Genomic DNA, 23330 nt, shown 5'->3' with positions numbered 1-23330 from the left:
ACCGCTTTTGAACACACAGAAAATTCGATATGTACCTCATCTTTGATACCGAAACTACCGGTCTTCCAAAAAACTGGAACGCCCCTATTACCGACACCGACAACTGGCCACGCTGTATACAAATTGCATGGCAGTTGCATGACGAAATGGGAAAATGTATAGAACATGAAGATTATTTGGTTCGACCAGACGGGTTCAACATACCCTATGACGCCGAACAAATTCATGGTATCTCTACCGAGCTAGCGGAGCAAAAAGGTATTTCCCTATCTGAGGTATTAGAGAAGTTCAATATAGCAATGTCTAAAACAAAATTCATTGTTGGACAGAATGTTGGTTTCGATTTAAATATTATAGGTGCAGAGTTTCACCGTTTGGGTGTTGAAAACCCCTTACAAGAACTTCCCGTTTTAGATACGTGTACAGAGCATACGGCACAATTGTGCCAAATTCCTGGTGGTAGAGGTGGTAAATTCAAGCTTCCGACATTAACAGAACTGCATCAATATTTATTTGGCGAGCCATTTGGCGAGGCGCATAATGCAACTGCCGATGTTGAAGCAACCACACGTTGTTTTCTTGAGCTTATACGTAAGCAACAGTACACCAAAGAACAATTAGATGTTCAACCCGATTATTTCAAGAATTTCTCTGAGGCGAATCCGAAAGAGATTGAACTTATTGGTCTTAAACATATCAATCTTAAAAAGGCATCGAAGAAAATAGCCGATGCACTTTGGGCAAAAGATACTGGCGGAGTTTCTCAAGAAGAAATACAAGAGAACCTAGCCACCTTAGAAAATGCAAGTTTTGCTCACTTACATAATCACACTCAATTCTCCATCCTTCAATCAACTATTAGCGTACCTGCTTTAGTTGCTGCCGCCGCAAAAGCTAAAATGCCTGCGGTTGCTATGACGGATCATGCGAATATGATGGGTGCTTTCCATTTCGTAAACGGAGTACTGAACCACAATAAAGGTGTAGTAGCTAGAAATGAAGCAAACCAAAAACTATTCGAAGCTACCCAAAACGGCACTTTAGAAGAAGGGCAAGAACCTTTAACCGAATTACCAGAACCTGAACAAGAAATCACACCAATTATAGGTTGCGAATTTCAGGTCTGTGAAGATCACACCAACAAATCTCAAAAAGACAACGGGTATCAAATAGTAATGCTTGCCAAGACCAAACAGGGGTATTTGAACCTTGCAAAAATGTCTTCTATAGCATTCGTTTCGGGTAAGTATTATGTACCTCGTATCGATAAGAAAGTTATTGAGCAGTACAAAGAAGATGTTATTGTTTTAACAGGAAACTTGTATGGTGAGGTTCCAAGTAAAGTATTGAACGTTGGTGAGAATCAAGCCGAGGAAGCGTTGATTTGGTGGAAAGAAACTTTTGGTGATGATCTATACATTGAAATCATGCGTCACGGTCAAGAAGATGAAGATCGTGTAAACCATGTATTGATTCAGTTTGCCAAAAAACACAATGTAAAACTTGTTGCCACTAACAATACGTATTACGCAGAAAAAGAAAATGCTCATGCACATGATATTCTTTTATGTGTTAAGGATGGTGAAAAACAAGCTACCCCAATTGGTCGTGGTCGTGGGTATCGATACGGGTTACCGAACCAAGAATACTACTTTAAGTCATCTGATGAGATGAAAGAGCTTTTTAAGGACATTCCTGAAGCCATTATCAACATTCAAGAAATCGTTGACAAAGTGGAGACCTTCACCTTAGCAAGAGATGTACTGTTACCTGCTTTCGATATTCCCGAAGAATTTCAATTTGAGGAAGATAAATTAGACGGGGGCAAACGAGGTGAGAACAAATTTTTACGTCACATTACCTATGAAGGTGCGAAGAAAAGGTATGGCGAAATTACACCCGAAATTGATGAACGATTAGACTTTGAGCTAAAAGTAATTGAGAAAACCGGTTACCCTGGTTATTTCTTAATTGTAGAAGATTTTATAAGGGCCGCTAGAGCTATGGATGTTTCGGTAGGTCCTGGTCGTGGATCTGCTGCAGGTTCGGCCGTTGCCTACTGTTTATGGATTACGAATTTAGACCCCATTAAGTACGACCTACTTTTTGAGCGTTTTCTAAATCCGGATCGTGTGAGTATGCCCGATATTGATATTGACTTTGATGATGAAGGGCGTGGTCGTGTAATGGATTATGTGATCGATAAATACGGTTCAAATCAAGTGGCACAGATTATCACTTATGGTACCATGGCTGCCAAATCTGCAATTAGAGATACTGCCCGTGCTTTAGATTTGCCTTTGCAAGATTCCGATCGAATGGCGAAGTTGATACCCGATATGTCGAAGCTAAAAAAGATTATTGGGATCGATGAAAAAATCTTACGGGCGAAATTTAGGTCAGAAGATTTAGAAAAGATAAATGAACTTCTAGCGATATCCGAGGGCGATGGTCTTGAGGCCGAAACCTTAAACCAAGCTTATATTTTAGAAGGATCTGTACGTAACACCGGTATTCATGCTTGTGGGGTAATAATTACTCCTGACGATATTACCAAGTTCGTACCCGTAGCACTTGCTAAAGATTCTGAAATGTACTGTACACAGTTCGACAATTCCGTAGTGGAAGATGCAGGATTGTTGAAGATGGATTTCTTGGGATTAAAAACACTGACCTTAATTAAGGACACCGTAAAAATCGTAAAGGCCAAACACGGTATTGAATTAGACCCAGAGAACTTTCCTTTAGACGACATAAAAACTTACGAGCTCTTTCAAAGAGGAGAAACCGTTGGTGTATTCCAGTATGAATCTCCCGGTATGCAGAAACACATGAGGGCGTTAAAGCCTACCGTTTTTGCAGATTTAATTGCCATGAACGCTTTGTACCGTCCTGGTCCGATGGAATACATACCTAGTTTCATTGCCCGTAAACATGGTACCGAAGAAATTGTATATGACCTTGATGCTAACGAAGAATACTTAGCAGAAACCTACGGTATTACAGTATACCAAGAGCAAGTGATGTTGTTATCGCAAAAATTGGCGGACTTTACAAAAGGTGAAGCCGATGTTTTGCGTAAGGCGATGGGTAAAAAGCAAAAGCATGTATTAGATAAGATGAAGCCAAAGTTCATTGAACAAGCTTCAACAAAAGGACATGCCGTTGATAAATTAGAAAAAATTTGGAAAGATTGGGAAGCATTCGCAGCCTACGCCTTTAACAAATCTCACTCCACCTGCTATGCATGGATCGCATACCAAACTGCATATTGCAAAGCCCACTACCCTGCTGAATATATGGCGGCGGTATTGAGTAATAATATGAACGATATTAAACAGGTTACTTTCTTTATGGAAGAATGTAAGCGAATGGGCTTAGATGTATTGGGACCAGATGTAAATGAATCGTACTATAAATTTGCCGTGAACGATGCCGGGGCCGTCCGTTTTGGTATGGGTGCCGTAAAAGGAGTTGGTCGTGGTGCTGTTGAAACCATCGTTGAAAATAGAAAAGAAGAAGGAACGTATAAATCGGTTTTCGATTTTGCCAAACGTATAGACCTTCGTGCAGCCAATAAAAAAGCATTTGAAAGTTTAGCCGTTGCCGGTGGTTTCGATTCTTTCGGTGATACGCACAGAGCACAATATTTTCATAATGAGGGAGACGGAGTTACCTTTTTAGAGAAGACAATAAAATACGGAGCTAAGTTTCAAGAAAGTGAGAACTCTAGCCAAGTAAGTCTATTTGGCGATGCGAGCGAAGTGCAGATACCAGAGCCTGTTGTACCACCATGTGAAGAATGGGGTACAATGGAAAAACTACGTCGCGAGAAAGAAGTGGTAGGTATTTACATATCCGGGCACCCATTAGATGATTTCAAAACCGAGGTAAAGGCATTCTGTAATGCCAATATAGCTTGTGTGCATGATTTACCAACCTATGTGAATAGAGAACTTACATTTGCAGCCGTAATTACAGATGTGCAGCACAGGGTTTCTAAAAACGGAAAAGGGTGGGCAGCATTTACCATGGAAGATTACACGGACTCCTATGAATTTAGGATTTTTGGCGAGGAGTATCTTAAATTCAGACACTTCTTAATGATCAATTCATTTGCCTATGTAAAACTCTTTGTTCGTGACGGATGGATGAATAAGGATACCGGTAAAAAAGGAGATCCTAGAATGCAGTTCAATAGTTTTATGCTTTTACAAGAAGTAATGGAAACTTACGCCAAAAAACTTACGATAAAATTGAACATCGCCGAATTAAAAGAAGAGAATGTACGCACATTAAAAGAAACCTTTACCAATCATAAAGGAGATCACAATGTCAATTTTATAGTTTATGAAATGCAAGAAAAAATCAAGGTAACTTTAAATAGTAGGAAACAAAAAGTAAATATTTCGACCGAGTTATTACAACTTTTAGAAAAACAAGACGTTCACTTTAAACTGAATTAAAGCGGTATATATCAAGTTTATAAATTGAAATGGTTGTTTTAATCTGCATTAGCGGTTAATTATAAGTTTTATTTAGAAGTTCGAGATAAGAAAAGAACTCTAATAATTGATAAATTAGCTTGATACCTTAATAGGCAAAACGAATTGTTAGCCTGTAAGGAAACAGAAGAATAATTGACTAAATTTGCATAATCAATAAAAGTAAATAAGATGGCATTAGAAATAACAGATGCTACTTTTGACGAGGTAGTTTTAAAAAGCGACAAACCAGTAGTAGTAGATTTTTGGGCAGCATGGTGCGGTCCTTGTCGTATGGTAGGTCCTATCATCGACGAAGTTAGTACTGAATATGACGGCAAAGCTGTTGTTGGTAAAGTTGACGTAGATGCAAATCAAGAATTCGCAGCTAAGTACGGGGTTCGTAATATACCTACCGTATTAGTATTTAAAGGCGGTGAAATTGTAAGCAGACAAGTAGGTGTATCACCTAAGAAAGTTTACACAGATGCTATTGACGCAGCTTTGTAAAAGCCCCCTAACCCCCAAAGGGGGAATATAAAATTTAAAAAATCCTGCTTTTGCAGGATTTTTTTATTTGGGATAATTTTAATTCCTCGCATACTTAAAATTTAACGGTCTTTAGTATCTTTAGAAGTGTGAATCTACAATCAGAATTAAACAAATCATCTCTATTCTCAAATCTTGAGCTACTCGCTAACCAAGTAGTAGAAGGTTTTATTAGTGGTATACACCGGAGTCCGTTTCACGGGTTTTCTGCGGAATTTGCCGAGCATAAAATCTATAACAATGGCGAAAGCACCAAACATATAGACTGGAAGCTTTTTGCCAAGACCGATAAACTCTACACCAAAAGGTATCAGGAAGAGACCAATTTAAGGTGTCATATGATATTGGATAATTCCGCATCTATGTATTATCCACAGGTAGACAATTTAAGAATGGATTCTTTAAATAAAATAGGATATAGTGTCTTAGCTATTGCTGCGCTGATGAACGTGCTTAAAAGACAGCGTGATGCTGTAGGATTAAGCATTTACTCTGATGCCTATAATTATTATGCCCCGGAAAAAGGAAGCGAGCGTCATTTTCAAATGCTATTGGCACAGTTAAGTGCCGTGGGTATGGCTAAAAACCCACCAAAAGAGACAAAAACGTACACCTATTTACATCAGATTGCAGAAAATATTAAGCGAAGAAGTCTCATTTTTTTGTTCACAGACATGTTTCAGACCGAAAAAAACGACGATGAATTGTTTGAAGCGCTACGTCATTTGAAATATAATAAGCACGATGTGGTACTTTTTCACCCGATGGACAAACAGCGTGAATTATTCTTCAATTTTGAAAATACACCCAAAAGATTTGTCGATGTAGAAACCGGCGAACATTTAGACTTATATGCCGATAATATTAAAGAAGCTTATAATGAACGTATTACCGCGTATTTATCTGACATAAAATTGAAATGTGCGCAATATAAAATCAAATATGTAGACATCGATATACACAGAGATTTCTCAACGGTGCTCAATACTTTTCTCGTAGAAAGAAATAAATTTCTCTAGACTGAAAAAAAAGTAAAAAAAATGTTTGTGCAATTAAATAAACCACATATATTTGCACTCGCTAAACGCCACGGTCTGGTAGTTCAGTTGGTTAGAATACCTGCCTGTCACGCAGGGGGTCGCGGGTTCGAGTCCCGTCCAGACCGCAAAGCAATTACGCTAAGCCTTTCAAGAAATTGAGAGGCTTTTTCTTTTTTTAATGGGTACAACAATTCCAAATTCTTATCTTCAATTACCTTTTTTTGCAACTTCTAACTTCTTTGAGCACTAACTTAAAACAGAAAAGTATGAATAAAATAATTGATTTTTTCGAATTATATGGAGCTGTATCTATTTTTGAATCTAAGGGCTTGCCCATTAGATTTAGATTATTATAATTTAATAAAACCCGTCTTTTACATATTAGTACCAAACTTTGTTATCGTGTTAAACTGTCATGGTTAACTCCGTTACTATGTCTATTTATGAAAATCGATTCTCAAGGACTTTTGTTTTTTAAACAACAACGGCATGGGGTCAAAAGAGAAATCTTTAGCTGTTATAAATTTAGATTCATGACCAAGAGTTCCACTAGCGATACTCAAATGGTAAGCAAAATGATGTTAGGGTTACTACATTGGGCAAAATTTTAAGAAAGACCAGCATAGATGAACTCCCTCAATTTTTTAATGTTTTTATGGGTGATATGAGCGTTGTGAGCCCTAGACCACATATGGTGGTACACACGCAGCAGTACGAAAGTTCTGTCGATAAATATTCGGTTTGTCATTTCTTAAAACCTGGTATAATAGGTTTGGCTCAAATACAAGGTTGCAAAGGTGAAATTGTGGAAAGAGCTGATATTGCAAATAGGGTTCGCTACGATATTTTTTATATGGAAAAATGGTCGTTAGCCTTAGATGCTGAAATTGTATTCTTGACGATTTACAATGCCATTAAAGGTGAAGCGAAAACCTATTAATGGTCTCTATAATTATCGATCAATGATTTTGAAGTATGTATTCATTACTTCTTTTTAAATAGCTTTTTAATACCATTGAACAGTAACAATGCAACAAATCCTACGATAAGTCCGGCTAAGAATTCCACTATAATACTCGGCACATTAGGTAGCAGGTGATGAAAGAAATCAATATTATGGACAAATATTCCCCCAGAAACTAATAATAATGCAATTGTTCCAATAACCGATAAAGCTTTAATTACCTTTGGTAGTGCATTAACAAAGAACCGACCTATTTTATCGGAGATACTATTATCATCTTCATTCAGGTTTATTAATCGTGTACCAAACTCATCCATACGTACAATAAGCGCTACAATGCCATAAACGCCAACGGTAGCAATTAATGCCACCACAGAGACTACAGCTATTTGAATTTCTAAAGGTTCTTTTATTACCGCTCCTAAAGCAATAATTACAATTTCAATCGACAATATAAAATCGGTGACAATGGCAGATTTTACTTTTGTTTTTTCCAATTCAAGAATTTCCTCTTTCGTCATGGGCTTCAAATCGGCAGCACTATGTTCATTCTCATGAGGAACAAAGAACTCGTGAATTTTTTCAGCACCCTCAAAAGCAAGATAAATTCCGCCAAGCACCAAAACAACAGTTACCGCCCAAGGTAAAAAAGCACTTAATAAAAATGCAATGGGTAGAATAATAATTTTATTGAGCAACGAACCTTTTGTAATGGCCCAAAGTACCGGTAATTCTCTTTGAGAGACAAATCCTGATGCTTTTTCTGCATTTACCGCTAAATCATCACCGAGAATACCAGCCGTTTTCTTAGTAGCTATTTTACTCATTGACGCTACATCGTCCAACAAGGCCGCTACGTCATCCAATACTGCAAAAAATCCTGATGCCATTTATATCATTTTGCTCAAAAATAATTCAACAAATTCATTATTAAGAATTCTATACCTAAAAAAGATAACCCATCCCTAATTTGTAACTTTAGTAAGAAATAAAAAGAAAACCTTAAATGATAGAAATTAATTGGGGAATAATTGGTTGTGGAGATGTTGCCGAAGTAAAAAGTGGACCTGCTTTTCAAAAAGTGGAAAACTCCAACTTGCTAATGGTCATGCGCAGAAATGAAGCTAAGGTCAAAGATTTTGCACAACGCCATGGGGTACCGTTATGGACTACCATTGCTGATGATATTATACACGACCCAAATATCAATGCAGTATATATTGCCACTCCCCCATCTTCTCACCTTACCTATACCATACAGGCTCTAAAGGCAAATAAAAATGTGTATTTAGAAAAACCAATGGCACTGAACCCAAATGAAGCTAACCAAATTTGTGAAGCATTAGTAAATAGCACAGGTAAATTAACCATGGCTCATTACAGACGTAAACTACCCGCTTTCTTAAAAGTAAAAGAATTACTAGAAATTAATGCTATTGGCAATGTGCTTCACGTTGGATTACAAGTTTTACAATCTAAAAATGAACTATTTGCTTCTGACAAAAAAGAGAATTGGAGAATACAACCAGAAATATCAGGTGGTGGCTATTTCTATGATCTGGCTCCGCATCACATAGATTTAATGCTTCACTTTTTTGGAGAAATTGATCAAATGCACGGCTTTACCAAACAATCTAACAATAGTCATGTGGAAGAAATGGTGAATGGAATTCTATCATTTAAAAATGGAGTTCAATTTCAAGGCATATGGAATTTTAATGTTTCCAAAGTGAATCAAAAAGATCAATGTATTATATATGGAACAAACGGATGTATCAAATTTTCGTTTTTTGGATCGAAAGTTCACCTTATATCCAAAACAGAGGAAAGAGTATTTGAATTCAACAACCCTAAACATGTTCAAGAGCCAATGATCGAAGCAACTGTTAATTTCTTTTTAGGAAACAATAAAAACCCATGCTCTGCTGAAGAAGGACTTTTGGTTATCGATATTTTAGAACGTTTAAGCAGTCGATAACCTTATTTTTCAACCCCCAACAACACCAACTTCGTAAAGAAATCGTCAAACAACAAGCGATTATCAAGCTGTTGATATACTCGAATGTTTCGACCTTTTAAATTGACTTTATACAAACCCTCTTCATTTATAATTGGAGCTTGTTTTATAACATAGCTACTCGATGATGGGTCTGGCTCAAATGACGACTGAAGAGCGGTCAGAAGCACTAATGGGTTATCTCCATAAATATAAACTTCACCCATAGGTATATTCCATTTATCCAATTTCGCATAAGCCTCTTTCATCACATTAAATAAATGATTACCAAGCTTGCCTTTACCTTTAACTTTTATCAATAGTTCGGCATCTGACATTATAGGTTGTCGATAGACGTTTCTTGGTACTTGCCATATATTGATGTCTGAATCATTGAATATAACTTGAGCGGCTTTAATATCGATTCCTAAATTATATTCTAAAGTTGTATACCCAGGTGGCGGTATTGCAATATCTGTATATTCTGGACCACCGATCCAAACCAAGGTTAATTTTTCTGCAATTTCAGGTTCAAGTAAGTAAGCACTTGCGATGTTAGTTAAACCTCCACCACACACAACATACAAAGGCAAATCTGTATCGGTACGCATTGCTTCTTTAATGATTACCTGGACTGCTTCGCTATCTATAGGTTTTGTAACATCAACCAAACTTTGGCTTTTATCTAAATACACATCAACAGAATCTTCGAGCCCCAAGATATTAATAACTTTCATCGCCTGTTCTTTTGCGTATTCTGAAGTTCCAGGTCCGCCAAAACCTTGTTCATATAAATGGGAAGCAATTATCCCTCTTATTTCTACGGATGGTGACATTAAGTGATGTGCTAATTGAAAGAGTCCATCAGGATCACCTCCCAAATCATTATCTATTATTACTCGCATTCTGGGCTTCACCAAAGAGTTCAGTTCTTCTAATCGGGTTTGTTGAGAAAATCCAAATGAAGAAATGACAAGAAACAGAATTAGAAATATAGACCGCATAAGCTTTATTTTTTTATGAAATACGTATCGACAACAATTAATTTTATAATACTACAATTATTACAATTGCTTAAATCATCAATATCTGATAGTAAATTTTATCAATAATACTAAATTTTAATGGTCAGATTATCATATAATTAAAAAATAAATGTATTATTGTTACAAAATGAGACAATAATACATTTAATCATCATGAGAAATCTTAAAATTATCCTATTCAGCCTTTTGTTGACCTTCAATTTTACAAACGCCCAAGAAACTAATTCATTTCCTGTTCAAGTAATTATTGAAAACGGAATCATAGAAGGTAATTACGACACTCACACCGGAATTCAACGTTACTTCGGCATTCCGTTTGCCAAACCACCAATAGGTGAGCTTAGATGGAAGGCACCACAACCTTTAGAACACTGGAGCGGAATTAAAGAGACCAAAGCCTTTGGTCCACGCCCTATGCAAACTATGGTGTTCGGTGATATGAAATCGAGATCAAACGGAGTTAGCGAAGACTGTCTGTATTTAAATGTTTGGACACCTGCAGACCGAAATACCAAAGACTTACCCGTTCTTCTATATTTCTATGGCGGTGGGAATGTTGCGGGCGATGCCTCTGAGCCTCGTTATGATGGAGAAAGTATGGCCAAAGAAGGCATTGTGGTAGTAACGACCAACTATAGACTTAATATTTTTGGTTTTCTAGCTCACCCAGAATTAAGTACTGAAGCCTCTTATAAAGCTTCTGGAAACTACGGCCTACTAGACCAAAATGCAGCGTTAAAATGGGTTAATAAAAACATTGCCGCTTTTGGCGGCGACCCCAATAAAATAACCATTGCAGGCGAATCGGCTGGTTCTATTGGTACAAGTCAACAAATGGCGTCGCCATTATCTAAAGATTTAATTGCAGGAGCTATAGGTGAAAGTGGTGCTGGCATCAACCCTACTATGTCACCTGTTTCATTAAAAGATGCAGAAAATATGGGTAAGGAATTTGCTGAAAATGCCGGTTACCCATCTATTGCAGCATTACGTAAATTGAGCACCAGAGAAGTATACGAAATATATAATGAGTCAAAAAAATTTGGTTTCCCTACTGTTCTAGACGGTTATTTTCTACCTAAAACACTTCCTGAAATCTTTGAAAATAAAGAACAGGCTATGGTCCCATTATTATTAGGGTGGAATTCTGCCGAGATACCAGGTATGGCTTTTACACAAGGTCCTTATACAGATGAAAACTATGTAAACAAAGTAAAAGAAGCTTACCCAAAAGAATATAAAAAGGTGTTAGAACTGTACCCTCATAGTTCTGAAAAAGAAATTGAATTATCTGCTACTGCTTTAGCATCTGATAGATTTATCTCTTATAGTACTTGGAAATGGTTCGATTTACATAGAAAAAATAGTGACCAACCTGTTTACAGATATTTATACAGCAAATTGAGACCACCTTTAGTTGATAATACTTTAGCATCTGGTTTAGCTGGTGGCACTGTGTCAAAAGGCTCAGACACACCTCCTGCCCCAGTAGCTGTTGGTGCTCCGCACGCTTGTGAAATTGAATATTGTATGGGCAATCTTCATTTGGTTGAGGATTATGCATGGACTGCCGATGATTACAAAGTTTCTAAAGAGATGATGACGTATTTTGCTAATTTCATTAAAACCGGAAACCCAAATGGTGAAGGTTTGCCTAATTGGGAAGCGGCAACGGCAAAAGACAAAAACCCTGCTGTTATGGTCATTGATACGGAAAGCAAATTGATAGAAGCCCGTAATGATGCACGCTATGAGTTTTTAGACAAGGCATATAAGAACAACTAAAAGCATTTTAATAGATACAAATTGGTTTTGGCTTTCCTTACAGGTAATGTCAGAACCAATTTTTTTTGAGTTACTTTTTGGTGTAAAAGTGACCGCCAAAACACGTAAATTGCTCTTATGAAAAAATTAATTCAAATCATTGGCGCTTGGTATGGAGCTAAGAAAATAGGCGGAGGTAAATGTGGATGTATAGGAACCTTTTTTGTGTTCCTGATATTATTTTGGTTACTGGGATATGTGCTTGAGGCTTTTTGATATTGGTTGTTGGTTGTTGGTTGTTGGTTGTTGGTTATTTCGCCAAGCCTTAGACGCCTCACGCTGGACGCGTAATCTGCGCGTGGCGTATTGCGAATAGCGAACGGCGCTTTTTCTATTCTCTAACCTCTATTTTCTCTTCACCAATTTTCTTTTGATCAAAAACCTTAACACTAGTTTTCATATCGGCATATCTTGGGTCTTGGATGAAATCTTGCTTTTGCATTTTAATGACCTCAATACTCAAAAAGCCAAATTCACTGACCACCTTTCCATAAAACCGATATACTCCCCTACCCCTAAACATATATTTTTCCGCTACTGGCGGGAACAGTACAGTATCAAAAACTTGCCCTTGTTGATCCAACAGCGTAGCAAAAAACATGGCTTTCTTTGTGTGCGTTCTGGTACGTTTTACCGTAATTAAATATCCATAGATATCAATATTTCTATTCAAATAACGCTCTAAATCTTTACAGCTCGATGTGTTTAAAGGTGCTTCTGCCAAAAGCTCGAACGGACTACATAGACTAAAGCCCAACAACTCTAATTGCGTAAAGGCTACTTCTAAATTTGTACTGTATAATGACGGAATCTCAAAATGTTGCTGTCGTGGCGCAAACAATTTGGGGTGGTCTATTTTCTTGGTCTTGTTCAATAATAAATGTGCTTTCCAGAGCAATTCATGCTTATTGATGTTGGTAAACCTAAAGGCGTTAATCCGTATTAAAATACTGACTTGTTCTATGGAGATAATCAATCTATCCAAAAAATCTTCCAACGAATTAAATTCACCATTAAGAAAACGTTCTTTTAGAATACGCTCCATGACCCGTTCTTCTAGTTCCCGCAGATAACCCAACCCTAAATACAGATCCTTACCATAAATTTTATTTGCCGCATTACTTCTATTTACGCAAGGCGGATGTATGGTTGCGCCCAACATACGGGCTTCATGCACATAAAACTCGGGCTTGTAAAATCCGCCACCATTATTGAGCACCGCCACCATATATTCCAACGGATAGTACGCTCGTAAAAACAAACTTTGATAGCTTTCTACCGCATACGATGCCGAGTGCCCTTTGGCAAAAGCATAGCCGGCAAAACTTGCCACTTGGTCCCACACTTCTTTAATAAGTTTTTCGGTATAGCCTTTTTTACGGCAATTATCCATAAAGGTATCTTGCACTTTTTGGAACTCTTCCCTCGAACGGAATTTACCGCTCATACCACGCCGTAGCACATCGGCTTCACCCAGATCTAAATCGGCAAAATGGTGGGCTACTTTTATGACATCTTCTTGGTACACCATTACTCCGTACGTCTCTGGCATAATTTCCAGCATTACCGGATGCGCTAATTCTTCTGCCCTGCCCTTGTTACGGTGTCGAAGAATATACTCGCGCATCATTCCGCTTTTAGACACTCCCGGGCGAATAATGGAACTTGCCGCTACCAAACCCAAATAGGTATCTACCTCTAGCTTTTTCAACAACATCCGCATAGCGGGAGATTCTACATAAAAGCAACCCATGCACTGTGCCGTTTTTACCATATTATTGATTTTAGGGTCGTTTTTGAATGCCTTGATATCATGAATATCGAACTTGGCAAATTCTTCTGGGCGGTCGCGTTCTAAAATATCAAGCGTTTCTTTTATTTTGGAGAGTCCGCGTTGGGCAAGAATATCGAACTTAAAAATACCAACATCTTCGGCGATGACCATATCGAACTGTGTGGTGGGAAATCCTTTTGGGGGCATATTGGTCGCAGAAAACCAGTGAATAGGTTTCTCGGTAATTAAGATTCCGCCAGCATGAATACTCAAATAATTGGGCATGCCATGTAGCAGCTGGGTGTATTTCAATACCAAAGCAGATATATTGTCCAATCTGCTCGCCTCAACATCACCATTACATAATAAATCTATTTCATCTTTTGGTAGCCCGAATACCTTACCCAATTCCCGAATTACTCCCCTAGATTGAAACGTAACGTAAGTACCCAAAAGCGCCACATTATCGAATCTATTAAATATATACTCCGTCATCACCGGTCTGTCAAGATGCGAGAAATCTATATCAAAATCGGGCGGATTTACACGATACAGATTAATAAAACGCTCAAAATACAGATCCAGCTCCATAGGATCCACATCGGTAATAAAAAGCAAGTATGCCACAATACTATTGGCTCCGCTACCCCGCCCAACATAAAAGAACTTCTGCTTTCGGGCATAGGAAATAATATCCCAATTGATAAGAAAATAAGAGACAAAATTCATTTTTTTAATGAGGTAGAGCTCTTTTGCCAAGCGGTCTAAAACAGCCTGGTTCATTTCTGGATACCGCTTAGGCAAACCTTCTTGACACAAACTTTCAAGCAATGCCTCATCGTCTTCTTCGGTCTCTAAGTATCTGTTTAAATTTTGTGTTTTTCTTTCTACGGAGAAATCAAAATAGATAGAACAGGCATCCATTAACCGCTGGGTGTTTTCCAGTATAAAACTATGTTCTGAGAAATGCGCCGCCAAATTGGGTATGGCATACATTTTTTCATCTTCGTCCGCTTGTTCGGTAACCGATAACATACTCAGCAAGGTGTTATTATCTATGGCACGTAATAACCGATGTGCGTTAAAATCGCGCTTATTACGAAACGTAACGGGTTGCAATAGCACAATTTTATCGCGCTGCTCCAATAATTTTGAAAACCGAAGTCGCTTTAGCTCGTTGACGGAAACCCCTATAAATTCATGTTCGGCAAAAATTTTCTTTTCATGCTGAAGCACTTTCTCAAACGGATAAATAATGAACACGTGTTTAAACTGCGGAGCTATTTCCGGAATTTTCTTTTCGTTGTGAATGTGATGCGACAAGAAATCATTGAGTTCTAAAAACCCCTCATTATTCTTGGCTATACCTACAAAGCAGGGCTCTACCCCATTTCTAAAATCGATTCCCAAAATAGGCTTTACATCATATTCTGGTGCCTTACGAACAAAATTTAAACAAGCGGATGTGTTATTGATATCGGTCAATGCCAATTGCGTTACCCCATGGTCTTTTGCCAATTGCAAGAGCTCCAGTTCCGAAAAGGTTCCGTAGCGAAGGCTGTAGTATGTATGACAGTTTAGGTACATTTTGGTTGTTGGTTGTTGGTTGTTGGTTGTTCGTTTTTTTCGCTGTTCGCTTGACACGGCGCGCTATGCGCTTTTTTTGCGCTCGGCGCTTAGCGCAACGCGCATTTCGCTACATCTCTTCTCTATTTTCTATATTCTTTTTTCTATTTCTTCCTTAACAAACAAATCTTGACTCTTCGCGACCGGACATACCAACCAACATCGAACAACCATCAACTAAATAGAGGTCTCGACTGCGCTCGACCGGACAAACACCTCCAACAACCAACAACCAACAATGAACAACCAACATCATTTCATTCCCCCTTTGGGGGCTAGTGGGCTTACAATTTTCTATGCGCTAACACCACTGGTGGTAATCCGTTAAAGGGATTATGCATTCTCCCTATTGTTTTTGCTCCCATGCCCGATGCCCGCAATACACTTTTATCTCCGTAGCGTTTACGAATGTTGTCCATAGCGTTATAAAGACTTAGAATTTCTTCGGTGTCATCGAACAGGTTGATCTGATAATTACCGGATACTAGGTGACTGAAACGTATACCTATTAGTCGTACCAATAACCTACGGTTATATAAATTCTTGAACAGGTCTAGAATTTTGGGAATTAAAATGTGGTCGGCACTCGTATAGGGTATTCGCATCTGCTTTGAATAGGTATTAAAATCAGAATACCTAATCTTTACCGAAATACATGCCGTTAGCTTCTCGCCCCTTCGTAATTGATATGCCAGATTTTCGGTCATGGCAATAAGAATACCACGCAGCCTATTGACATCTATGGTGTCTTTGTTAAATGTTCGTTCTGTAGAGATAGATTTTCTTTCGTTAAACGGAATCACAGGAGTATTATCAATGCCATTGGCACGCTTCCATATTACTCCGCCATTAGCACCCAACACCCTTTGCATGACTTCCATGGGCATTTCTTGTACGGTACGTACTTGCCGCAAACCCAGGTTCCGTAAGGTCTGGTAGGTCTTATCGCCCACCATTGGTATTTTTTTTATGGATAACGGAGCTAGAAAAGGTTTCTCCAACCCCTCATCTATCTTTAATTGGTTATTAGGTTTCGCCTCGTTCGTAGCTACTTTAGAAACTACTTTATTAGCAGATAATCCGAAAGAAATGGGGAGTCCCGTTTCCCTAATAATCTTCTTTCGCATTTCTGATGCATATTGGTAGCAACCAAAAAAGCGGTCCATACCAGAGAGGTCTGCATAAAACTCATCGATACTCGATTTTTCGAATACTGGTACGTACTCTTTTATGATTTCGGTCACCACATCAGAATGCTTACTATACTCGCCCGCATTACCACGAATTACAAAAGCATCGGGGCAAAGTTCACGTGCCATTTTCATGGGCATACCAGAATGCACTCCGAATCCGCGAGTTTCATAACTACACGCCGCTACCACTCCGCGATCTCCCGTACCACCCACCAACAAAGGCTTATGCTGCAACTCACGATTATTGAGCCGCTCAACGGATACATAAAAAGTATCTAAATCGATATGTAAAATGGTTTTGCTCATAACTATCCTTAAAAAATTCGGGATAGCTAAATTATGGAATATTTCCAATTATTAGGATTTTTTCCAATATTTAACATTGAAAAATAAAATCTAAAAAACTTTAGAATAGTAGTAACAACTTATTGAAATCACTCTCCATAAAACGCAATATCTATGCTATAGATATGGATTTAGGCTTCATACCATTAAAAAAACAATAGCATTTATATTAAATTCATGCAGTTTTTCGTTAAATGCCATATATCTTGTAGATTATAGAGGTATTGAACTAATAATTGTTCAAACCTATCTTTAAGATAAGACATTACCTATGCGCCAAATTCATTTTATATTTTTATCTGCCCTACTACTAGTATCTACTTTTAGTTTTGCGCAAGATATAGCTACCATAAATATCGTTTCCCCAAATGAAAATACAGCCTGGAATATACCAGACAAAATTACTTTGAAGTGGAATACCGTGAAAATAGATACTAGTAAGTCTATTCGTTTTTTTCTAGTACGTAATGAAATGGTCGTACAAGAACTAGGCTCCTTTAAAAATGACGGTTTTGAAGATGGTATTGAATTGGCAAAGAACATTGGTTCTGGCAATAGATATCAAGTAGTTGCCATAGAGTTGTTCCCAGATGATAAATTTAATATTGCTAAAAAAGTTACTCCGTTCTTTTCGATTACAAATGCAGCATCTGACGAAAGAAAGAAAAAACAACAATTGGCAAATGTCAACACGGTCACTTCTAAAAAGAAATCGAAAAGCAAGAAAAAAACGAAAGCAAAAGAGCAAATAGCACCTAAAGAAACTGCTGTTGTCCAAACCAAGAACAAGCCTAATATTAAAGTTGAAAGCAAACCTGAAAACAACACTGAGATTAGAGATAGTTTCGATGGCAGAAAAATTTCATATACCAAAGAGTTCGAGTTCAGCTCTGAAGATATCGTTGTAAAAATTTGGGACCATGGTAGACAAGATGGTGATATTGTATCTATTTATCTGAACGGTGTACAAGTAATTAAAAAGTATTATTTAACCTATTGGAAAAAAGAATTCAAAATAAAACTCGATTCAAAAAAATCTAACGACTTATTCCTTTATGCGCATAATTTGGGAGATTCGCCACCAAATACGGTTTCGTTAGAAATATCTGACGGTAAAAAATCTGAAAATATTGTTTTGAACTCCGACCTACAAAGTTGCGAGGCGGTATTGATCAGTGTAAAATAAGTTATCCTTTCATAAACTGAATTAGATAGGCAATTAGAATACTTACAAAAAGACCCAAGTTTACTTTGGCAAAATCGTTGACCAACATTTTATAGGTTTTTTTCAATTCTCCTTTCTTTAGGCGATAGCTTATAGCAATTTCCCTACCTGCCAAAATTCCGATAAATGCCCATGTAGTACTCATGGGTATCGTGTTTACTGTCGTAAAAAAGAATAACAGAAGACCATAACAAGCATCTATTATTGTGGCCGAACGTATATGCTGAGTATTCGATTTTTGATTCACTATCCCTTGAATCTTACCACCTTTCGAATTAAATATATACGCCATTATGAGCAAAATGAGCGCTAAAGAAAATACGAGTTCATACAATGATAATTGCCTCGGAAGAAATACAAAAATATTGGCAAAATCTTGTATTAACCACTGCGACCAAAGAAAGCCGGTTGAAAACCATTGCGCAACTAACCAATAAGTGCGCTGCTTTTTCTTATTCATTAATCGAATAGAAGCCGGAGATTCAAATTTTTTCGTCAAAAGTAAATACAACACAAAAGCGGCAACGAAAGCCAATGAATATCCAAATACCGATTTAAGAATCATCTTTTCTATCAATTGGCTCGATGAAAAAACACTTAAAATCATAAATGTAGTACTCGCAGGTATACCAAAACGGGTAATTACCAGTAAAGAGATCGGCGCCAACAAATACCATCAGGGCATGGGATCAGGTAACGGAATATTCGACAACCTACCATAAGAAACGTCACCACCGTTAATATACCAGCCATTGACCAAAGTAACGGTCAAAATAAATCCGGCAAAGCCCCATAAAAGCCACCATTTAACATTTGCGTTAGAGATAATAAAAGTCCCTAATGTTTGTATAACATCATTAGCGATCACAGCATAAGCTGCTACAATAAAACCTAAATAAATTATGTATTGATCCATGTATAATTTTGATCTATAGCCTTTTCACCACTAATAATCAATGTATTAACCTATTAAAAATAATGACCGAAAGTAGTACTAAAATTAATGCGTCTATTTTATTTTATTAAAAATTTATCAATCACTTTTTATTCTGTAAAAAACATTTCGCAATATACTTTCGACCATTTCAATTGTGCTTAAGTATGCGACATAAAACAAACAGATGCCTATCTTTAAGCACAGTCAAAACAAACTCTATTTAGGTAGCCAAACTATTATCAGTATAAATGCCATTTAAAACTTTCTTTGATGAACCTGATAATTATAAGAATCGATTTGATTTTTATGAACAAGGTGGCTCTCCATTATTGCTTGAAAAATTTATAGAAACTATAGAAGAGCAAAAAAATGACATTGAAGAAATCAACATTTCTTGGTATTTGTACAACAACCAACATTTACATGATTATCTCAAAGAAATAGCAGCGAGTGGCATTATCGTGAATGTAATTACTATACCTTTAGAAGGTTATGATCATAACAAACCTAAAATTCTAAAAAATCTAGTAACAGGAGAAAAGTCAGACAAAAGTGTGACTAAGTATAACTTAGCTAGAAAAATTTATGGGGAAATGTACAGATCAACATCGCACGAAAATTTTAATTTATATGTATTCCCTCATTTATATGTAAGAAGTGCGCGTGTAAAAAAATTCTCGAGAGGCTCCTTACCCTATTCTTTACACATTAAATCGGCTTACATTAAAAAGAAAAATGGATATCTATTTCTATTGAGTTCTTCTAATTTAGCTGTACGAGATTTGGTCAAAAACGAATCTATGATTTGTATAGAAGACGAACCAAACTACGAGGAAAACATAAAAGTGTTTTACACTAATTTAATCAGTAATTCAATTACTATTAAAAATTATAGGACCTCTTTAAATACCACATGCAATACGTACGAGAAACTAGAGTTTAAATTTTCAAATTCGGTATTTATTACTGCTCCGTTTTATGACAATTCTGCGAACATTTTAGAAAAAACTCTATCAGAACATATAGCAGAAGCAAAAAAAAGAATTATAGTTTGTGCACAGCATTTGGCGGCATTTAATTATGAATTCAATGCTAAGCATCATTCTACTATCAATAAAAATGAAATACGTAAAGGTATATTGGGCGACGTTATTACCATGGCGAACAAAGGCATACAAGTCACTTGTTTATCACAGACATTTGCGCCTTTGAACGAAGATGCAGAGAAATTTAAAGACATAAAATTTAGAAGACCTGCAAACACAAATAGCTTTCAGCAATTTTACAGTAAAGTCAAGCTCTCTAAGAATATTGAATACTTCGTCAATGAGCACATACATTCAAAATTTATACTCATTGATAACACACTCATATACTGCTCCTATAATTTCACTCCCACCCAATTTACTTATCTAGACAATGTGAATATCACTCAATTCATGAATATGCCAGAATTAAATTATAGCGGAATACATTGCGAAGTAGGTATGCATCTCGTTATTAAAGACCAAAGTACTATAAAGGCTTTTGAAAATAATGTTACCAATATGAAACGTAAGAAGGAAACCATACAAGTAAAATAGATGATTGATTTAAAAGCAATTTGAAATTCTAAAATGTATTTTTGCCTTCATATGATTTTTTATCTAAAAACCCTTTTAGATACTCTAAGAAATATATAATAGCATAAGAAAATGAATATAGTATCCTTTTTTGCTGGAGCAGGCGGACTTGATCTCGGTTTTGAACAAGCTGGCTTTAATGTCATTTGGGCAAATGAATATGATAAGGATATTTGGGAGACTTATGAAAAGAATCACCCCAATACTGTTTTTGACAAAAGAAGTATTGTAGATATACCTACGGATGATGTGCCCGATTGCGACGGAATCATCGGTGGGCCACCATGTCAAAGTTGGAGTGCAGCTGGTGCCGCAAGAGGTATTCAAGATAAAAGAGGACAGCTATTCTATGATTTTATAAGAATACTGGAAGCCAAGCAACCCAAATTCTTTTTAGCAGAAAACGTAAGCGGCATGCTTATTGGCAAACATAGTACAGCTCTTGATGGCATAAAAAATCTTTTAAAAAATGCTGGTACCGGTTATGACCTTTCGTTTAAAATGCTCAACGCATCTGACTATAATGTACCCCAAGACAGAAAACGTGTTTTCTTTATAGGCATTAGAAAAGACTTAAATTTTAAATATGAATTCCCGACTGAGACTTTTCCTAAAATAACTCTTGAAACGACCATTTCAGATTTAAAAGAAACGGCAATTCCTGCTTTAGAATTCAATAACACCAACGGCGAAAGGTGTGCTATTCCCAATCATGAATATATGATCGGTGGCTTTTCGACCATGTACATGTCTAGAAATCGTGTTCGCAATTGGGACGAGCAATCTTTTACCATACAAGCAGGTGGCAGACATGCGCCGATACATCCACAGGCACCAAAAATGAAACTTGTAGATAAAGATGTTCGAGTATTCGTACCAAGTAAAGAACATCTATACAGAAGACTAAGTGTACGAGAATGTGCAAGAATACAGACCTTTCCCAATGACTTTACCTTCCACTACAAAAAAGTTGCGGCAGGCTATAAAATGATCGGTAATGCCGTACCTGTTAACTTGGCAAAGTTTTTGGCAAATAGTATTATGGACCAATTAAAATCAAATGAGCATAAACTATCCAAAATTGAAAAGGCGAAAATGAATGATGTTTTAGGATAATTTTAATTGTAGCTAAAGCAAATTAAAGATATCATACTAAAAATAACATTACCCTAAACGCTACCCTAAAAAATAAGAAAACCCCTGAAATCAATTAATTTCAGGGGTTTTAAGTACTCGAGGCGGGAATCGAACCCGCACTCCGAAGAACTGGATTTTGAATCCAGCGTATTTGATGGTAAATTTGATTAAATATACTTATAATCAACTGATTAATAAATATTTAATTTTAATTGATTTCATTTAATATGGTTTAAAATCAATAAATGTTGTACCTATGTTGTACCAAAATTGATTATCTTTATAATCTAAAATTCAATGGTATGGCCTCAAATGCAAAAGTAGTTATAAGAAAGAAACCAAATAAAGAAGGGCTTTATCCTTTGGCAATCCGTATAACCAAGAACCGTCGTTCAACATATCACTATGTTGGTCATTACATAGATTTAAAAGATTGGGATGAGAAGAACTTACGTGTTAGGAAGTCCCATACTAATGCCAACAGATTAAATAATTTGATTTCCACCAAGCTATTAGAGGCCAATAAAACACTAATAGATTTACAGTCCGATAAAAAAGATTTCTCTGCAAATCAAATAAAAGAAGCACTCTATTCAGAGTCAAAATCGAATACTTTTTATGAAGTTGCAAGAGATTTTCTTTCCGAACTTGAATCCAATAAAAAGCTCTCTCAACTGTCTACCGATAAGGCCCGTGTTAACCACGTAATAAACTTTAATAAGTCAAAGCAGTTGACCTTTCAAGAAATAGACGAAGCCTTTTTGAGAAAATTTAAGATTTATTTGAAAAAATTAAATCTCTCTGAAAGGTCAATAGTTAATAATCTTGTTGTTATAAGAACAATATACAACAGAGCGATAAAAATGGGTGTTGTTGATAGAAAATTTTATCCATTTGGCTTAGGTAAGATTAGGATAAAATTCCCTGAAACTGAAAAAATAGGATTGACCAAGAAAGAAATAAAGTCGTTTGAATCTGCTAAAAATCTTACTGAAAATGAAACTCACGCACGAAACGTATGGTTATTCAGTTTCTATTTTGCAGGTATCAGAGCTGCCGATTTGCTTAAAATCAGATGGTCAGATATTTATGACGATAGACTTCACTACCGTATGAATAAAAATTCCAAATTATTATCTCTCAAAATACCGGAAAAGGTCTTCCCGATTTTAGAATATTACAAACCTGAGAAGCAGAACAATGACGATTTTGTCTTTCCAGAAATGAAAAAGGCAGATTTCAAGGATGCAAAAGATGTATATGCCAAAACGAAAACAGCTACTAAAAAATTCAATAAATATTTGTTTGGGGTCGCCAAGAAAGCAAAAATTACCAAAAAGGTAACTATGCATATCGCTCGACACAGCTTTGGTCATATATCAGAAGACAAAATTCCCATTAAAATGCTTCAAAAACTTTACAGGCATTCATCTGTTACTACTACAATAAAATATCAAGCCAACTTCATCCACAAAGATGCAGATGATGCTTTGGACAGCGTTGTCAATTTTTAGGCAAATTGTTTACCAGCTGTGAACATCTTAAATAGAAATTTTAACATTTTAGAA

General features: G+C 36.7%; 17 protein-coding genes and 1 tRNA gene. 12 read left to right on the top strand and 6 right to left on the bottom strand.

The window, feature by feature from the left end; genetic code table 11:
• The first annotated feature begins 29 nt into the window (after nucleotides 1-29).
• The 6 genes from dnaE to DFQ03_RS19240 all read left to right on the top strand — a co-directional run bounded on the left by dnaE (nucleotide 30) and on the right by DFQ03_RS19240 (nucleotide 7013).
• A complete protein-coding gene (gene dnaE / locus DFQ03_RS03790; RefSeq protein ID WP_133671673.1) occupies nucleotides 30-4466 on the top strand; it encodes a DNA polymerase III subunit alpha in 4437 nt (1478 codons plus the stop codon).
• Between the two features lie 210 nt (nucleotides 4467-4676).
• Nucleotides 4677-4994 carry a thioredoxin gene (trxA, locus tag DFQ03_RS03785; RefSeq protein WP_024481982.1) on the top strand — a complete coding sequence of 106 codons (318 nt, stop codon included), beginning with the start codon at nucleotides 4677-4679 and terminating at the stop codon, nucleotides 4992-4994.
• Between the two features lie 128 nt (nucleotides 4995-5122).
• The gene (locus tag DFQ03_RS03780; RefSeq protein ID WP_133671672.1) at nucleotides 5123-6052 is read left to right on the top strand and encodes a DUF58 domain-containing protein; all 930 of its coding nucleotides are present in this window, start codon (nucleotides 5123-5125) and stop codon (nucleotides 6050-6052) included.
• A 72-nt stretch (nucleotides 6053-6124) separates the two neighbouring features.
• Nucleotides 6125-6198, top strand: a tRNA-Asp gene (locus tag DFQ03_RS03775).
• A 255-nt stretch (nucleotides 6199-6453) separates the two neighbouring features.
• The gene (locus tag DFQ03_RS19245; RefSeq protein WP_133671970.1) at nucleotides 6454-6684 is read left to right on the top strand and encodes a sugar transferase; all 231 of its coding nucleotides are present in this window, start codon (nucleotides 6454-6456) and stop codon (nucleotides 6682-6684) included.
• Nucleotides 6669-7013 carry a sugar transferase gene (locus DFQ03_RS19240; RefSeq protein WP_133671671.1) on the top strand — a complete coding sequence of 115 codons (345 nt, stop codon included), beginning with the start codon at nucleotides 6669-6671 and terminating at the stop codon, nucleotides 7011-7013. The genes DFQ03_RS19245 and DFQ03_RS19240 overlap by 16 nt, the downstream gene beginning before the upstream one ends.
• A 44-nt stretch (nucleotides 7014-7057) precedes the next feature.
• Here DFQ03_RS19240 and DFQ03_RS03760 read toward each other — a convergent pair whose 3' ends face one another.
• Complete coding sequence (locus DFQ03_RS03760; protein ID WP_133671670.1) at nucleotides 7058-7927, bottom strand: DUF808 domain-containing protein; 870 nt, start codon at nucleotides 7925-7927, stop codon at nucleotides 7058-7060.
• 116 nt (nucleotides 7928-8043) lie between these two features.
• On the opposite strand from DFQ03_RS03760, the gene DFQ03_RS03755 reads away from it, so the two are divergent.
• Complete coding sequence (locus DFQ03_RS03755; protein WP_133671669.1) at nucleotides 8044-9015, top strand: Gfo/Idh/MocA family protein; 972 nt, start codon at nucleotides 8044-8046, stop codon at nucleotides 9013-9015.
• A gap of 2 nt (nucleotides 9016-9017) precedes the next feature.
• On the opposite strand, the gene DFQ03_RS03750 is transcribed toward DFQ03_RS03755, so the two are convergent.
• Nucleotides 9018-10037: a nucleoside hydrolase gene (locus tag DFQ03_RS03750; RefSeq protein WP_133671668.1), complete on the bottom strand. Its 1020-nt coding sequence runs from the start codon at nucleotides 10035-10037 to the stop codon at nucleotides 9018-9020.
• A 195-nt stretch (nucleotides 10038-10232) separates the two neighbouring features.
• Here DFQ03_RS03750 and DFQ03_RS03745 point away from each other — a divergent pair, with 195 nt between their 5' ends.
• Nucleotides 10233-11864, top strand: a complete 1632-nt coding sequence (locus DFQ03_RS03745; protein ID WP_133671667.1) for a carboxylesterase/lipase family protein — start codon at nucleotides 10233-10235, stop codon at nucleotides 11862-11864.
• Between the two features lie 370 nt (nucleotides 11865-12234).
• Here DFQ03_RS03745 and DFQ03_RS03740 read toward each other — a convergent pair whose 3' ends face one another.
• Both DFQ03_RS03740 and dinB read right to left on the bottom strand, forming a co-directional pair.
• Nucleotides 12235-15264, bottom strand: coding sequence for a DNA polymerase III subunit alpha (locus DFQ03_RS03740; RefSeq protein WP_133671969.1), 3030 nt, complete (start codon nucleotides 15262-15264; stop codon nucleotides 12235-12237).
• 323 nt (nucleotides 15265-15587) lie between these two features.
• Nucleotides 15588-16802, bottom strand: coding sequence for a DNA polymerase IV (gene dinB, locus DFQ03_RS03735; protein ID WP_133671666.1), 1215 nt, complete (start codon nucleotides 16800-16802; stop codon nucleotides 15588-15590).
• Nucleotides 16803-17112: 310 nt separating this feature from the next.
• Between dinB and DFQ03_RS03730 the strand changes: the two genes are divergently transcribed.
• Nucleotides 17113-18027: a hypothetical protein gene (locus tag DFQ03_RS03730; RefSeq protein ID WP_133671665.1), complete on the top strand. Its 915-nt coding sequence runs from the start codon at nucleotides 17113-17115 to the stop codon at nucleotides 18025-18027.
• A gap of 1 nt (nucleotide 18028) precedes the next feature.
• Here the strand turns inward: DFQ03_RS03730 and DFQ03_RS19030 are convergent, their stop codons facing one another.
• Nucleotides 18029-18631, bottom strand: coding sequence for a hypothetical protein (locus DFQ03_RS19030; RefSeq protein ID WP_243834410.1), 603 nt, complete (start codon nucleotides 18629-18631; stop codon nucleotides 18029-18031).
• Nucleotides 18632-18742: 111 nt separating this feature from the next.
• The gene (locus DFQ03_RS19025; protein WP_243834409.1) at nucleotides 18743-18982 is read right to left on the bottom strand and encodes a hypothetical protein; all 240 of its coding nucleotides are present in this window, start codon (nucleotides 18980-18982) and stop codon (nucleotides 18743-18745) included.
• 269 nt (nucleotides 18983-19251) lie between these two features.
• On the opposite strand from DFQ03_RS19025, the gene DFQ03_RS03720 reads away from it, so the two are divergent.
• The 3 genes from DFQ03_RS03720 to DFQ03_RS03710 all read left to right on the top strand — a co-directional run bounded on the left by DFQ03_RS03720 (nucleotide 19252) and on the right by DFQ03_RS03710 (nucleotide 23276).
• Entirely contained in the window at nucleotides 19252-20586 is a 1335-nt protein-coding gene (locus DFQ03_RS03720; RefSeq protein ID WP_133671664.1) for a phospholipase D-like domain-containing protein, read from the top strand.
• Nucleotides 20587-20697: 111 nt separating this feature from the next.
• Nucleotides 20698-21741 (top strand): DNA cytosine methyltransferase, encoded by a 1044-nt coding sequence (locus DFQ03_RS03715; protein ID WP_133671663.1) that lies wholly within the window; start codon nucleotides 20698-20700, stop codon nucleotides 21739-21741.
• A 323-nt stretch (nucleotides 21742-22064) separates the two neighbouring features.
• Nucleotides 22065-23276, top strand: coding sequence for a site-specific integrase (locus DFQ03_RS03710; RefSeq protein WP_133671662.1), 1212 nt, complete (start codon nucleotides 22065-22067; stop codon nucleotides 23274-23276).
• Nucleotides 23277-23330: the final 54 nt, after the last annotated feature.

The sequence above is a fragment of the Maribacter caenipelagi genome (assembly GCF_004364175.1).
GTDB lineage: Bacteria > Bacteroidota > Bacteroidia > Flavobacteriales > Flavobacteriaceae > Maribacter > Maribacter caenipelagi.
The sequence above is the reverse complement of the archived record's forward strand: the minus strand, read 5'-3'. Positions and strand labels throughout refer to the sequence as shown.

Coding starts and splice junctions, on each gene's coding strand:
- dnaE (WP_133671673.1), top strand. CDS start 30: ATGTACCTCATCTTTGATACCGAAACTACCGGTCTTCCAAAAAACTGG.
- trxA (WP_024481982.1), top strand. CDS start 4,677: ATGGCATTAGAAATAACAGATGCTACTTTTGACGAGGTAGTTTTAAAA.
- DFQ03_RS03760 (WP_133671670.1), bottom strand. CDS start 7,927: ATGGCATCAGGATTTTTTGCAGTATTGGATGACGTAGCGGCCTTGTTG.
- DFQ03_RS03755 (WP_133671669.1), top strand. CDS start 8,044: ATGATAGAAATTAATTGGGGAATAATTGGTTGTGGAGATGTTGCCGAA.
- DFQ03_RS03750 (WP_133671668.1), bottom strand. CDS start 10,037: ATGCGGTCTATATTTCTAATTCTGTTTCTTGTCATTTCTTCATTTGGA.
- DFQ03_RS03745 (WP_133671667.1), top strand. CDS start 10,233: ATGAGAAATCTTAAAATTATCCTATTCAGCCTTTTGTTGACCTTCAAT.
- DFQ03_RS03740 (WP_133671969.1), bottom strand. CDS start 15,264: ATGTACCTAAACTGTCATACATACTACAGCCTTCGCTACGGAACCTTT.
- dinB (WP_133671666.1), bottom strand. CDS start 16,802: ATGAGCAAAACCATTTTACATATCGATTTAGATACTTTTTATGTATCC.
- DFQ03_RS03730 (WP_133671665.1), top strand. CDS start 17,113: ATGCGCCAAATTCATTTTATATTTTTATCTGCCCTACTACTAGTATCT.
- DFQ03_RS19030 (WP_243834410.1), bottom strand. CDS start 18,631: ATGATTCTTAAATCGGTATTTGGATATTCATTGGCTTTCGTTGCCGCT.
- DFQ03_RS19025 (WP_243834409.1), bottom strand. CDS start 18,982: ATGGATCAATACATAATTTATTTAGGTTTTATTGTAGCAGCTTATGCT.
- DFQ03_RS03720 (WP_133671664.1), top strand. CDS start 19,252: ATGCCATTTAAAACTTTCTTTGATGAACCTGATAATTATAAGAATCGA.
- DFQ03_RS03715 (WP_133671663.1), top strand. CDS start 20,698: ATGAATATAGTATCCTTTTTTGCTGGAGCAGGCGGACTTGATCTCGGT.
- DFQ03_RS03710 (WP_133671662.1), top strand. CDS start 22,065: ATGGCCTCAAATGCAAAAGTAGTTATAAGAAAGAAACCAAATAAAGAA.